The organism is Alteromonas sp. W364 (genome assembly GCF_031846205.1).
In the GTDB taxonomy this organism is placed as follows: domain Bacteria; phylum Pseudomonadota; class Gammaproteobacteria; order Enterobacterales; family Alteromonadaceae; genus Glaciecola; species Glaciecola blandensis.
On sequence record NZ_JAVRID010000001.1, the window covers coordinates 363,632 to 376,551 of the forward strand.

Annotated in this window: 13 protein-coding genes; 5 read left to right on the plus strand and 8 right to left on the minus strand. The window is 42.6% G+C overall.

What is annotated here, in order from left to right; all coding sequences use genetic code 11:
• Positions 1-78 precede the first annotated feature (78 nt).
• Together RM556_RS01555 and add are read left to right on the plus strand one after the other, a co-directional pair.
• Positions 79-714, plus strand: coding sequence for a response regulator transcription factor (locus RM556_RS01555; RefSeq protein WP_311360187.1), 636 nt, complete (start codon positions 79-81; stop codon positions 712-714).
• Between the two features lie 67 nt (positions 715-781).
• Positions 782-1,750 carry an adenosine deaminase gene (add, locus tag RM556_RS01560; RefSeq protein WP_311373684.1) on the plus strand — a complete coding sequence of 323 codons (969 nt, stop codon included), beginning with the start codon at positions 782-784 and terminating at the stop codon, positions 1,748-1,750.
• Positions 1,751-1,814: 64 nt separating this feature from the next.
• On the opposite strand, the gene fadE is transcribed toward add, so the two are convergent.
• The 4 genes from fadE to purM all read right to left on the minus strand — a co-directional run bounded on the left by fadE (position 1,815) and on the right by purM (position 6,895).
• On the minus strand, positions 1,815-4,295 hold the full coding sequence (fadE, locus tag RM556_RS01565; protein WP_311360189.1) for an acyl-CoA dehydrogenase FadE: 2,481 nt from the start codon (positions 4,293-4,295) through the stop codon (positions 1,815-1,817).
• Between the two features lie 128 nt (positions 4,296-4,423).
• Positions 4,424-5,179 carry a DUF3108 domain-containing protein gene (locus tag RM556_RS01570; protein ID WP_311373685.1) on the minus strand — a complete coding sequence of 252 codons (756 nt, stop codon included), beginning with the start codon at positions 5,177-5,179 and terminating at the stop codon, positions 4,424-4,426.
• A complete protein-coding gene (purN, locus tag RM556_RS01575) occupies positions 5,166-5,852 on the minus strand; it encodes a phosphoribosylglycinamide formyltransferase (RefSeq protein WP_311360191.1) in 687 nt (228 codons plus the stop codon). The genes RM556_RS01570 and purN overlap by 14 nt, the downstream gene beginning before the upstream one ends.
• Positions 5,853-5,854: 2 nt before the next feature.
• Positions 5,855-6,895 carry a phosphoribosylformylglycinamidine cyclo-ligase gene (gene purM / locus RM556_RS01580; protein ID WP_311373686.1) on the minus strand — a complete coding sequence of 347 codons (1,041 nt, stop codon included), beginning with the start codon at positions 6,893-6,895 and terminating at the stop codon, positions 5,855-5,857.
• A 148-nt stretch (positions 6,896-7,043) separates the two neighbouring features.
• Between purM and RM556_RS01585 the strand changes: the two genes are divergently transcribed.
• Positions 7,044-8,111, plus strand: coding sequence for a DUF2066 domain-containing protein (locus RM556_RS01585; RefSeq protein WP_311373687.1), 1,068 nt, complete (start codon positions 7,044-7,046; stop codon positions 8,109-8,111).
• Between the two features lie 8 nt (positions 8,112-8,119).
• Complete coding sequence (hda, locus tag RM556_RS01590) at positions 8,120-8,815, plus strand: DnaA regulatory inactivator Hda (protein WP_311360194.1); 696 nt, start codon at positions 8,120-8,122, stop codon at positions 8,813-8,815.
• 31 nt (positions 8,816-8,846) lie between these two features.
• Here the strand turns inward: hda and RM556_RS01595 are convergent, their stop codons facing one another.
• The 4 genes from RM556_RS01595 to arsC all read right to left on the minus strand — a co-directional run bounded on the left by RM556_RS01595 (position 8,847) and on the right by arsC (position 12,317).
• Positions 8,847-10,787, minus strand: coding sequence for a hypothetical protein (locus tag RM556_RS01595; RefSeq protein WP_311373688.1), 1,941 nt, complete (start codon positions 10,785-10,787; stop codon positions 8,847-8,849).
• The gene (locus RM556_RS01600; protein ID WP_409220036.1) at positions 10,780-11,265 is read right to left on the minus strand and encodes a DUF2069 domain-containing protein; all 486 of its coding nucleotides are present in this window, start codon (positions 11,263-11,265) and stop codon (positions 10,780-10,782) included. Before RM556_RS01600 ends, RM556_RS01595 begins: the two co-directional genes overlap by 8 nt.
• Positions 11,262-11,861 (minus strand): NAD(P)H:quinone oxidoreductase, encoded by a 600-nt coding sequence (gene wrbA, locus RM556_RS01605; RefSeq protein WP_311360196.1) that lies wholly within the window; start codon positions 11,859-11,861, stop codon positions 11,262-11,264. The genes RM556_RS01600 and wrbA overlap by 4 nt, the downstream gene beginning before the upstream one ends.
• A gap of 93 nt (positions 11,862-11,954) precedes the next feature.
• Positions 11,955-12,317: an arsenate reductase (glutaredoxin) gene (gene arsC, locus RM556_RS01610; RefSeq protein WP_311360197.1), complete on the minus strand. Its 363-nt coding sequence runs from the start codon at positions 12,315-12,317 to the stop codon at positions 11,955-11,957.
• Positions 12,318-12,458: 141 nt separating this feature from the next.
• Here arsC and RM556_RS01615 point away from each other — a divergent pair, with 141 nt between their 5' ends.
• A complete protein-coding gene (locus tag RM556_RS01615) occupies positions 12,459-12,917 on the plus strand; it encodes a TlpA disulfide reductase family protein (RefSeq protein WP_311360715.1) in 459 nt (152 codons plus the stop codon).
• Positions 12,918-12,920 lie beyond the last annotated feature (3 nt).

Below are 12,920 nucleotides of genomic sequence, written 5' to 3' on the forward strand. Positions count from 1 at the left end.
GCACGTAAGTTGGTAGTATATAAAAAACTACCGCTCTATAAAAATAATAATGATAAATATAATCTCGGGAAATGGTAAATGTACAAGTTTTTGATTGCTGATGATCACCCTTTGTTTAGAGAGGCGTTGAAGGGCTCTCTTTCTTCCTGTTATGACAGTGTCAGCTTTTTTGAATCAGATTCACTAGACACGACAATAGAAGTGCTTCGAAAAGGGAGAAAGATTGATTTAATCATCCTCGATCTGAATATGCCAGGTTGTGATAATTTTTACGGTTTACTTCGAGTGAAGCAATCTTACCCAGACATTCCAGTGGTTGTGTTATCCGCGAGTGATTCAACAGAAACTATCGCTCAGGTTATGGAGTTTGGTGCCAATGCTTTTATTCCAAAAACCACACCAACATCCGATATCAAAAAAGCGATAGACACCGTGCTTGCAGGTAGCAAATGGCTACCTAGTAACATCGAAGAAGCGTTAGTTCATGTAGATAGTGAAGCGAAAAGCATTGCTAATAGGTTGCGAGAGTTAACACCGAAGCAATTCAAAGTCTTAAAGCTCGTGAAAGACGGCATGATGAATAAGCAAATAGCCGATGCACTTAACGTGACCGAAGCAACAGTGAAGGCGCACATCGGGGTGATATTTAAGAAACTAGATGTTAAAACGCGCACGCAGATAGTACTGGCTGTTGAAAAACTCAAGCTTGACTGACCTTATCACTCTCAGTTAAATACTTTTAGTTTGTCACTCTTAGTTTATTATCAAGGCAAGGCGATTCATGACCTCATATCCTGCGCAATATTCGCCTCTAGTCGATTTGCATCGACATTTGGACGGCAATATCCGCCCGCACATAATGTGGAATTTAGCCCAGCAAAATAAGATTGCACTGCCAGTTGATTCGCTTTCAGAATTAATCAAGCTTACTACCATCGAAGACCGAACCAGCGATCTCATGCAGTTTTTGCAGAAATTAGATTATGGGGTGTCTGTTTTAGCGAATATCGACGCATGCTATGAGGTTGCTTATGATAATGTTGAGTCGGCCAAAAGCGAAGGCTTAGATTATACTGAATTGCGTTTCTCGCCATATTTTATGGCGAATAAATTCAACCTCCCCATGAACGAAGTCGTCAACGCGGTGGTGCAAGGTGTAAAAGATGGCAATCGTGTCTTTGGCACAAATTATCAATTAATTGGCATACTCAGCCGTACATTTGGTGTGGAAGCGTGTCAACGAGAGTTAGATGCTATATTGTCACAGGTCTCTGAGTTCGTAGGGATTGATCTAGCGGGTGATGAACGAGGATACCCCGCAGCATTGTTTGAGAGTCACTTTAAACAAGCGCGAGACAGTGGACTCCATGTAACCGTGCATGCCGGTGAAGCCGCGGGGCCGGAGAGTGTATGGGATGCAATAAAATTACTCGGTGCTGAAAGAATCGGTCATGGCGTTGCCGTCGTCAATGATAATAAACTCATAGATTATATGCTAAAGCATAATATCGGCATTGAGTCGTGTCTGACCTCGAATTATCAGACTGGCACATGGACTCAATTATCGACACATCCATTGAAACAGTTCTTAGATTTGGGGCTGTCCGTGAGTTTAAATACAGACGATCCTGCGATTTCCAATATTACGATTCAAGATGAGTATAAGTTAGCTGAGCAGGTTTTAGCGTTAAATACTCATCAAATAGAAACGTTAAGGAAAAACGGCTATCGCCAAATTTTTAAAAAGTAATGTTTTCACGATGTAAAAAAAAGGCTACCTAACTAGGTAGCCTTCTCATTTGTTCTCCAGCGAACTAAGCAGCTTTCACCGCTTTGGTTGATTTGCGCTTAGCTGCCGGTTTCTTAACTTTTTTGCTGGTCGACATTAATAACTCTTGCGGATCAAAGTCATCCACGTTGATAGTTCTCAATCTGCCAGCTTCTGTTTCTATTAATAAATCAGCTTGTTCTTTATCAATAATACCGGCTTCAAGTGCGCGTTCAGCAACTAAGTCTAAGTTCGTCATCGGGAGCTTTTCACCTAACTCTTTGCATATCTTGTCGAAGATAGGTTCAACTTTCACGATATTGAGCAGCGTCTTCTCTAAATCACCAAACAAGTTACCTTCCTCTTGAGTCAAGTATTGACCATGACCCAGTCTGTCTCTGGTTTTATTTGGATGTTGTAATATATGCGCAATTTTGTGCTCTATATCATCAGATGGGGCAGAGTAGCGCTTACCAAACGGAAGAACCAGAGCTCTTAACGACACACCAATCACTTTATTAGGGAAATTACGCAGGAAGTCGTCTAAGGCTACTTCTAGCTTAGAAAGACAATCTTGCATCGCCCAATGGACAAAAGGTAAATCGTCATGGTTACGACCTTGCTCATCAAAGCGCTTAAGCACGGCAGAACCAAGATATAGATAACTTAGAATATCACCTAGTCGGGCTGACAGTCTTTCTCTTCGTTTTAAAGAACCACCTAAAACACCCATACTAACATCAGTGAGTAATGCTAGGTTTGCACTATATCCTTGCATACTTTTATAGTACTTCGCAGTTTCATCTTTGAATGGCGCAGAACTCAAACGGCCGCCGACCAAACTAAACCAGATAGAACGGAAGGTATTACTAACAGCAAAACGAATGTGCCCGAATACTGCTGAATCAAACGCTTCCAATTGTTCTTCTCTATCTTCCATTTGAGAGGCGTAGATCTCTTTCAATACGTAAGGGTGACAACGCATTGCGCCTTGGCCAAAGATCATCATATTTCGCGTCAGTATGTTTGCACCTTCAACGGTAATAGAAATAGGAACGCCTTGATATGCGCGGCCTAAGTAATTATTTGGACCTAAACAAATTCCCTTACCGCCATGAACGTCCATAGAGTCATTAACAATTTGACGCATTCTTTCAGTTAAGTGGTATTTACATATGGCAGAAATAACTGACGGCTTTTCGCCTAAGTCAACGCCCGCAGTAGACAGTGTTGTTACGGCATCCATCAGGTAGGCATTACCACCGATGCGACCTAACATCTCTTCAACACCCTCCATCTGACCAATTGGCATACGGAATTGTCGACGGATACGTGAGTAAGCGCCTGTTGAGAGTGCTAACGCTTTTGCACCACCAGCAGCGGATGATGGCAGGGTAATGCAGCGTCCAACTGATAAACACTCCATCAGCATACGCCAACCTTTACCAGCCATCGCTTCACCACCAATGATGTAACTCAGTGGTACAAAAATATCCTTTCCGCGCACCGGACCATTGTGAAATGGCACATTCAACGGGAAGTGACGACGACCACAATCGAGTCCTTTGGTATCTCTTGGAATCAATGCACAAGTAATACCCAGGTCCTTCGTTTCGCCGAGCAGACCCTCTGGATCCTTTAGTTTAAACGCTAACCCAATAACAGTAGCGACGGGGGCGAGTGTGATATAACGTTTTGAGAAAGTTAAACGCATCCCTAGCACTTCTTTACCGTCAAATTTCCCCTTGCAAACAATGCCTTCATCTGGAATTGCGCCTGCGTCAGAACCGGCTTCCGGACTTGTTAGAGCAAAACATGGGATTTCATCGCCGACAGCGAGGCGAGGGAGATAATGATCTTGCTGTTCTTTCGTACCATAGTGTTGAAGCAACTCACCCGGGCCGAGTGAATTTGGCACACCGACGGTGCTAGACAAAACAGCACTAACACCTGCTAATTTTTGTAATACTCTTGATTGTGCATAAGCAGAAAAGTCGAGACCGCCGTATTGCTTTTTAATGATCATGGCAAAGAATTTTTTGTCTTTCAAAAACTGCCAAATTTCATCAGATAGGTCAGCATCAACATGATTTATCTGCCATTCGTCAACCATATTGCAGACTTCTTCACAAGGTCCGTCAAGGAAAGCTTGCTCTTCTGCACTTAGTCGAGGCTGACTGATAGCATGAAATTTCTGCCAGTCTGGCTTACCGCTGAAAATGTCTCCGTCCCACCAAACAGTGCCGGCATCGATAGCCTCTTGTTCAGTCGTCGACATTTCAGGCATCACACTTTTGTAGAAAGCCAATAACTTTTTGGTGATAAATTCTTTACGCCAAGGTGCGTAACTTAGCGGAATAGCCACTACCGCAAATGCTATCCAACCAAAAATACCGACGCCATCAGCGACAGTACCCACAACCATCGCGACGGTGACCGCAACTAAGGTTGTTTGAGGAGAAGTTTGTTTATACGCCGTGGCGCCATAAACACTAAGTACAATAAGTAACCACAATAATTCGTTCATCTTTGCTCCCGCAGGTCTGACCAGATTAGGTAACGGTATTACTTGAGGACAAAAAGATCAAGTAAAACGGTACAAAAGAGGAGGCTTATCCTCACAAGATTGTTTACGTATTATACAGGATTTAGATGTTATTGTTTTGTATATGAAGAAAGCTGGATATCGCCTTGTTCTTCACCTTCTTTAAACTGTTGTAATCGTACGAGAACAAAGTCGAGGGAAGGGGCAAACCATGCATAGGTTTGGCGCTTATTTGAATCTCTATTGACCTTAACCTTGATTGCCTCAAGTTGACCAAAAGGTAAATCTACCGTTTCTGTTTTTACAACTTCTATAGAGTAACTGCGTTTTTCACCACGGTAATTTAGAAATTTGTAATCGAATTGATTTTTTCCTGAAGCGAGTTGGCGTGAAATATCAATTCTGAAAAGTTGATTGTCATATTCGCCTTCCCATTTGAGCGTTTCACTTTTATTAATTTTTATCTCTTGTTTTTTCTTATCGAAAACAACCTTTAAGGATTTGTTAGGCCCCGTTCCTTTGCGAGCAAATTCGTATTTGGTCGGTGTAATAATACCTGCATTATAATTGAAAAAGCTCGTTTCATAGCGTTTGTCTGAAAGAAAGAAACGAGATACTTTAGATTGATAATCTAATTTATATGTTGATGACGCTACAAGAGACAGCGACAAACTGGCAGTACCAATTTTTTTGTCATGCCGTAAGGCATCGTATTTAGCGATAAATGGGGGAGGTAGGGAGACTTCAGATTCTGACTGAGCTAGCGCGGGCGGAGAATATCCGCCAGCAATGAGAGCGATGAATCCGACTAACTTCATTGTTCTAGTTAATGTGCCTAGTCCTTTGACCCATTTAATCGCTTGCATAACCTTGCTCCGAGAGTAATTCGTCATCTAAATACGCTTTATATTCTGCCAGCTTAACACGCTCAGCACACAACCAGCTAACAACAAGTGGATAAATATCATGCTCTTGCACCAACACTCTCTGTGCCAACTCGTCAGCAGTGTCGTCTTCGAACACCGGCACCTTTGCTTGTAATATAACGGGGCCACCATCAAGTTCTGGAGTGACAAAGTGCACAGAAGTCCCGTGTTCCTCGTCGCCGGCATCGATTGCTCGTTGATGTGTATTTAGTCCTGGGTACTTCGGCAACAAAGATGGATGAATGTTCAATAATTTGCCCAAATACTTATTTACGAACTGCGTACTCAAAATACGCATGAAACCAGCGAGTACAATAACATCTGCGTGCGAAGTATCTATTTCGGCACTGAGGGCGATGTCAAATGCTTCTCTTGTATCAAATTGCGTGTGATCAACACAGACACCTTTAATGCCAGCTTGTTCTGCACGGTTTAGAACACCTGCACCGGGAATATTACTGATAACTTTGCACACTTCGCCAGATATTTTTTGATTAACGCATGCATCGATAATTACCTGAGCATTTGAACCGCCACCAGAAGCAATAATGACTATTTGCTTTTTGGCGGCGACAGTTGTTTGCGACTGAGACTGTTTGGTAGTGGCTGTCATTATTAATTAATAACCACTTGTTCTTGGTCTTCTTGGCGTTGCTTAATGTCACCGATTATCCATGCATTTTCACCAAGGTCGTTAAAAGCATCACTGATAGCTTGGGCATCTTTTTCTTCAACGGCCAATATCAAACCGACACCGCAGTTAAACGTACGATACATTTCATGAGTCGTGACATTGCCTTTCTCTTGAAGTAGTTCAAAAATCGCCGGCCATTGCCAAGAAGAACCATCGATTACGGCCTGCATATTATCAGGGAGCACACGAGGTATATTTTCCCAAAAGCCGCCACCAGTAATATGGGAAATCGCGTTTACCTTAAATGATTCCAATACGTTTAATACAGATTTTACATAGATTCTAGTCGGTTCTAATAGATGGTCAGAAATCGTTTTTTCATTTAAGTTGGCCGACAAGTCGAGTTGACTGACTTCAATGATTTTTCGTATTAGCGAGTAGCCATTTGAATGTGGACCGGAAGAGGCGAGTGCAATCAGCTTGTTACCCGTGGCAACATTGTTACCATCAATGACATCTTCAGCTTCTACGACACCCACACAAAAACCGGCAACATCATAATCTTCGCCATCATACATGCCTGGCATCTCTGCAGTTTCGCCACCAATGAGTGCGCAACCAGCTAGTTGGCAACCTTCTCCAATGCCCGTGACAACACGCGTCGCAGTATCAACATCAAGCTTGCCTGTTGCATAATAATCTAGGAAGAAAAGCGGCTCTGCGCCTTGAACGATCAGGTCATTTACGCACATCGCGACTAGGTCAATACCAATGCCATCGTGCTTATTTTCATCCATTGCAAGACGAAGTTTAGTGCCAACACCATCTGTACCAGACACGAGTAAAGGTTGTTTATATTTTGTAGGCAGCGAACAAAGCGCGCCGAAACCACCCAAACCACCTTTAACTTCTGGACGATGTGTTTTTTTCGTCACAGATTTAATTCTTTCTACTAACTGATTGCCAGCATCAATGTCTACACCAGCATCTTTATAACTAAGGGGTTTGTTTTGTTCAGCCACGCGCTTTCCTCTGAAAAATTTGAAGGCAGAATTTTAGCAGTTCATCGACATAAAAGGTATCAAAAAACAATGTGGAACAAATATCTGATGCAAAAAAGCATGAAATATCTCACAATAGCGGCTTAGATATGAATAGGAACAAACACTTTTGAATAAAACGCTGTTACTTTTTGCTGTTGCTTTATTGTTCACTTTCCCTGTGAGCAAGGTACACGCTCAGATTGATCACCTCAATGTGGGAGAAGTTGTGGTATCTGATCAATCTATTTACTCACAAAAACGCGCTGGTAAGAGAGCGTTTGAGCAAGTTGTCACTAAAATGAGTGGCGAAAGTACGAGCAACGAGAATATTACTGTTCGTCGTGCTGCCACAAACTTTGAACAATATTTGATCTCCAGTTCATACCGACAAGAAAAAGAAGCACTAATATACCGAGCTGAGTTTAACCAAGATAAAATTATTGACTTGTTACGATCTGAAGGGCTGAGAGTTTGGGGCAAACGCAGGCCATCAAGTTTGTTATGGATAGCCATTGAGGACGACACAACTAAAGATAAAAAGTTGTTGACCCAAACCACAGAAAGTGATCTCAAGACCTTATTGAATACCGCTGCATTTCAGCGCGGTATCGAAGTTGTATTTCCATTAGGTGATTTGAGCGATTCAATGAACGTGAGTACCAATGATGTTTGGGGTTTATATTCTTCAAGTATCTATAATCACTCAATTCGATACGGCACTAACTACGTCATTGGCGCAAAAATAGGCTTGGGTTTTGATGATTACAGCGCAAGTGAAAAATTCATTCTTAACTATTTTGTGACGGACGGTCAGTCTATAGAAACTGCGCAAGTTGCTGGTGATTCATTACCTGTGTTATTGGGCGAATTTATTAATCGCTACGCAGACGAACTGGGTTTGAAATATGCGGTGAGCTCAGATGATACGAACGAGACCTACGATATCGTATTAAAAGTATCCAACGTGAATAGTTTGCTAGATTACAGAACGGTATTAAGTATTCTTAGTTCTCTGACAATAACCAAGAGTGTGGAGTTAGTGGCGCAACAAAATGATGTGTCAGAATTTCACATCACAACAAACGTACCGGCTCTGCGTTTACGCTCCATATTAAAACTCGAAAACACTATCTACGAGGGAGACCCTGCTAGCGACGATGAGCAGAGTTTGACATATATCTGGCGAGGTAAATAGGTTTGCAGTTGAGTTTACCTGTCTCACTGAATGTTGATGAGACATTTGATTCTTTTTATTCCGCTGGTAATGATTTCGTTGTTGAGTATTTAAAACAGTTTTTATATTCCGAGAACGCAAGTTCAACCGTGATTTGCTATCTACACGGTAGTAGGGGCTTAGGCAAATCACATTTGCTATATGCGATGTGTCAACATGCCAATCAAATCGATCGCTCCGCGATGTATTTGGATATGTCGATCCTTGTGGAAATGCCAGTAGAAGTTGTAGCAGGGCTCACAGAATATCAACTTTTGTGTATCGATAACTTGCACATCATTGCTGGGGTTAGAGAGTGGGAAGTGGCGATTTTTGACCTCATTAATCAGTTTATCGAATTGGGAGGCAATCATCGCATTGTATTAGCCAGTGGATCTTCACCGATAAGCTCTGGCTTTGTCTTGCCAGATTTGGTCTCCAGACTCAGTTGGGGAGCCGTTTTTAAACTAGCTTCACGCAGTGAAGACGAGCTCTTAGCAATCATTTCGCTTAGGCTTAGTCTTCGTGGGCTTGATGCCAGTGACGAGTCTCTGCGATTCTTACTCAGCCGGGTAGGACGAGAATTAGGCAGTTTAATGGATATTCTCGATGAATTAGATAAAAAGTCACTACAAGAGCAGCGAAAAGTCACTATCCCATTCATTAAACAAGTGCTTAATGTTTAAATAATCGTGAGTTTACGCCATTCCTTTCTGTCTACTCTAAGGTAGGCCGCCCTTTATGAAGGTGTTGTGCTTCCAAAATGCTAGTTTCTTCAGGCCTTAACGGTATTTGTATGGCATTTTCACCTTGCTCAGACAAATCAATATTATCAAACCAGCCAATACCTGAACGCAATAGCAGGGGAGCGGGTAATTCGTTATCCTGAATATCACGGATGTTGCCAATTTGCGGCAATATTTGGCTGACCGTATATCTAGCACGCGCTTGCACTTTAGGGTCATTAAACCTATCCCGTTGCCCCCAAGTCACCAGCAGATTATTATTATTAACAGTATTCAAAATGCCCAAATCAGCTGAAGCGCCTAAGCGATATTGCATCATAAAGCGTTCAAACAATGTTGCGTAATCTTCGCGCTCGTTGAGGTAGGAATAATAGGATGACGCGCTATCAGGCGAGAAGAAGCTTTGGATGTCATCTGCAGCGTAGTTCCTTTGAGTTGCACTTGCTGTATCGCCAGCGAAACTCACTTGTGCCAAGCCTTTCATTTGGGATGAGGCTAAAGGAAAGTTTGCAATCATTTCGTCGGATTTCGCGCCGTTGTTGTTGAAGTATGAGCGAGGATCATCGCTATCACGTAAAGTCGACCAAACGATATATGGGAAAAAATCATTGGCGTGAGCGAGTTCGTGATACATGAGCCATGAAATATCAGCTTCTAATACGTCAAAAGAACGCGACTCTCTTGCCGCGATCGGATATTGTCTGCCTGGCATATAAGCTTCGTTGTCCTTTACATATCGCCAAAATATTCGAAAAGACAAATCGGAGCTGAAGCCGCTCCGGTAGTCTGGCGCTTCATTTAAGGTATCTCTCTCTTCTGGGGTAACCCAAAAATTATCGGCATCTAAGTAAATCGCGCCCGTAGCAGTCCAATAAAATGAAGGTCTCACGTCGTAAGAAATGACAACCGCTGTCACTCCTCTTAACAGTTGCAACATATCGGGCCCTGCAAGTGACTGCTCTAAGTATTGCTTAAAGCGTTCGCCCATCCAATCGTGTGAAACCAGGGTGCGGTCCAGCACGTCCTGTATCGAAGGTGTATCGGTTTGCTGACCCAATAGAGGGAGTGTACCGAAGGTACAGGTACTGCTTAACGTATTCGTGTAAACACAACTTTCAAGTGCAGACTTGTATGGACTGTCGGGGTTAAATGCTCTGATATCTTGTGTCGTGATAATATTATTTGATGGAAAATAAGCGTCATCCGAGATGATTGCATCAGCAATCGTAATAAAAGTAAGGTCTGTTGCTTCGCTACCATCAGCAAAACTGACTTGTGCTTCAAACTGTAATATTTCATCCCGATTTACCGTGGGAATATCAAATGTCAGGAGGTTTGCTTGGGATTCTCCTACTGCCATATTGAGAACCGCAGAGCCGGCTAGCTGATTCCATTCGACTGTCGCTGTACTGATATCGTGACTTAAAGAGCCGACTCGAATCGATACCTTGCCTCGTTCTGTCACAGTATGGTCTAAGCGAATATTCGCATTCGCAACCTCGGCACTCGCTGCCGTAAAATCGTAAGACAACGCCTGTGTTCCAGATGTGGTATTTACAGTTACATCAATTGCATAATCACCTGCGACTGGAACATCGAAACCAATCGTGCGTGACTGTGTAGCTAGAATACTTAAGGAAGGGCCTGCTGTTTGTTCCCAATTAACCGAATTGATTCGGCTACCATCGTTCGTGATCACGGCAAAACCATAAGAGCCGCCCTCTGAAAACGATTGATCGCCATACAATTCGACATTGTTAACGGTAAGGATAGGATCTATGGAACCAACACTCTCTGTCATTTCAGGTGGTGGCAAAGGACTTCGACCAGAGCTTTGACCGTCATTAGAAGAGCCACCGCAAGCGCTGAGCGTGATGGCAATAGCAACAACAAAAGGAGTCGACTTAATCATCTGGTTTTCCCTCAAAAAATGTTTTCTCTTCTTCCATTACGGTTTTCAGTTTTGGTAAGCCTGTTCCGAGTTCCTGACCTCGTAATCTAGCAAACGCGCTACAGCCAACGAACATGCCTGTTGCGAAGATCAGTTCTATAATGGCATACAACATTTGTGTTGGTTCAGCATATATGACCGTAATACTGTGTAAAAAGTACAGCAGGACAATAAAACTTGCCCAAGCATGAGTGTAAGGTTTTCCTTGCACTACTCCATAAAAAGGTAGTAGCAATGGGAGAATGTAAATTAGAAACTTGAATAAAATTGAGTATTCCGCATTCATTGGTAAGAAGAAATACCAGATGCACATCCAGGCTAAGAGACCAATATGACTTACAAGCGCTAATATTCGAAGATTTTTAACTTTTGCCGACATTGGCACGGATGTTTGGGCCTGTGATTCGCTTGTGTTCGAAGCAGGTGATGATGAACTCATGAATTATTCCTAGATTTTATGGCATGTTGTGCCAGTCTTTTACCAAAAGCAATGGCGATTGATTTTTCGTCATTGCTGAGAGTGCTTTTACCATCTCGGCTCAGTGCACTGGGCCCATAGGGCGTTCCACCGTCGCTTGTTTGATGTAATCCTGGCTCTGCATAAGGTACGCCAATGATGGCCATTCCATGATGAAGCAGAGGCAGCATCATGCTCAACAAGGTCGACTCTTGTCCACCGTGCAAGCTTGAAGAGCTTGTAAAAACGCCAGCCGGTTTATCGATGAGAGCACCTTTCAACCAAAGGCTCGATGTTGTATCAAGAAAGTGCTTCATTGCAGCCGCCATATTGCCAAAATGAGTTGGACTGCCCAATGCGAGGGCGTGGCATTGGATTAAATCTTCATGTGTGACGTAGGGCGCGCCGCTCTCTGGTACTGAGTCCTCAACAGCTTCTATTGTTGCTGATACGCGGGGTACGGTGCGTAGGCACACATCAGCGCCTGCTTTCTCAGCGCCTAGCATTATTGACTCAGCCAGGGCTTTGGTGATGCCGTGTTGGCTGTAATACAAAACCAATACATTTGCTTTATTCATAGATGCATTATTACTCTTTGCTAAATGGAATGACTCTTTGCTTGATGAAATACTTACGCGTATTACCCATAAATAGATGCCTTTTTAGACAGTCTATTGTGTTTTGGCAATGCACTGTACAATATTTTCTAAGGGGCGACCGATTGCAGCATCTTTATCATTGCTTAGGATCGGGCGTTCAAGCAGTTTGGGATATTTTGCTATGGCTTCAAATATTTGTTGATTCTCTGAATCTTTGCTTAAGCCAGCCTCTTTAAATTCTTTTTCTTTGGTGCGAATCATGTCGATAGCATTATCAATGTTGAGTGCGTTAAATAGCGTCTTGATTTCTTCCAAGGTAAGTGGAACCTTTAGGTATTCTCTGATGTCTACTTCTAAGCCTGTTTGGCTTATATAATCTACTGCTTGCCGACTTTTGCTACATCTAGGGTTGTGAAGTAGTGTAAAATTAGCCATATTAACGGATTTCCTATTGTGTCTAATTGACGTTCAAAAAATAAAAAGCCTTAAGTTAATCTTACGGTATGCGTCAGGCTTTGAGCGATATTTATAAGACGTAAAATACCATTAAACGTTTGGGAGTTACCATTGAAAAAAGTGTTTTTGTATGTGTTTGTTGGCATGCTGTCGTTATCTATTGGCGTGGCATATCAAATATACAGTCAAACCGACTTCTCTACTTTAGAGGGTAAAAGCTATACCTTTAAGGAACTTCAAGGCAAATGGCTGGTGATCAATTATTTTGCCGAATGGTGTGCCCCGTGTTTACGAGAAATTCCTGAACTCAATGAGTTTCACCACACAATGCAAGAGCAGGGTGATGTGGTGCTATTTGGTGTTAGTTATGATGCAATCCAAGACCATGAATTGTCCTTGCTAGCCGAAAAGTATGATATTCAGTTTCCATTGATCAATGAACTTGATACAGCTATGCCTTTTGACCCCCCTAAGTATTTGCCAGCTACTTACCTTATTAGACCGGATGGGACTCTAGCGGGGCAATTGCTCGGAGAACAATCCCAGCAGTCATTGCTAGAAGCGATTCAAGCAAAGTAGCCC